This is a genomic window from Aeromonas sp. ZOR0002 (genome assembly GCF_963866995.1).
GTDB classification, from domain to species: domain Bacteria; phylum Pseudomonadota; class Gammaproteobacteria; order Enterobacterales; family Aeromonadaceae; genus Aeromonas; species Aeromonas caviae.
In genome coordinates, this window is sequence record NZ_CAWMFQ010000386.1 from 5,022 (window position 1) to 6,005 (window position 984).

General features: G+C 64.6%; 1 protein-coding gene and 1 pseudogene. Both read right to left on the minus strand.

All coding sequences use genetic code 11. The features are described from left to right. Positions 1-122: pseudogene (locus tag AACR77_RS21000) on the minus strand (ABC transporter permease); the annotation flags it as partial. A gap of 2 nt (positions 123-124) precedes the next feature. Then, positions 125-984: ABC transporter permease (locus AACR77_RS21005; protein WP_042882213.1), on the minus strand; the 860-nt coding region annotated here is incomplete at its 5' end.

The window sequence follows — 984 nt, forward strand, 5'->3', positions numbered from 1 at the left end:
CCCTCCAGGGCGATGTTGACTACCCCGGAGCGTTCACAAAACATCCCGGCCATAGCGGCAAGAATGAGCGGCGGTGCGGTGCGGATGGTGGCATCCAGCATCAGGATCAGCATTTCGAACATGGTCAGGCTCCTTTCACTTGGGCGACCGGGCGGTTGGCAAAGGCCAGATAGGCCTGCTCGATGCGCGGGCGCAGCATGTGCTCCAGGGCGCCGCAGAACAGGATCACCAGACCCTGCAGCACTACGACGATGTTGCGGTCCACCCCGAACTCGAAACTGAGCTCGGCGCCGCCCTGGTAGAGGAAGCCGAACAGCAGGCTGGCGATGATGACGCCGACCGGGTGGTTGCGGCCCATCAGGGCCACCGCGATGCCGGTGAAGCCGAAGCCTTCCACGAAGTTGAGCTTGATCTGGTGCAGCTCACCCTGCAGCACGTTGAGGGCGAAGAAGCCCGCCAGCATGCCGGAGATCACCATGGCCAGGATCACCACCTTGGGATAGGAGATGCCCGCGTAGGCGGAGGCACTCTGGCTGGCGCCCACGGAGCGGATCTCGTAGCCCCAGCGGGTATGCCAGATGAAGACCCAGACCAGGGCCGCACAGATCAGCGCCCAGAAGAAGCTGATGTTGAGCGGGCTGTTCGGCACCGTCACGCCGACCGCCGCCAGCAGCTCGCTCATCTTCGGCAGCCAGCTCGCCATGGCGAACACCTTGCTCTCGGTGGCCATGGATCCTGGCGGCTTGAAGACGTCGACCAAGAGGTAGGCCATCAGGGAGGCGGCGATGAAGTTGAACATGATGGTGGTGATGACGATGTGGCTGCCCCGCTTGGCTTGCAGCCAGGCCGGGATGAAGGCCCAGGCCGCGCCGAACAGGCCGCCGGCGATGATGGCGAGCGGCAGCAAGAGGGCGAACGGCAGCACGTCCCCGAGCAGCAGACAGACCAGACCGACCCCGAGGCCGCCGATATAGGCTTGCCCCT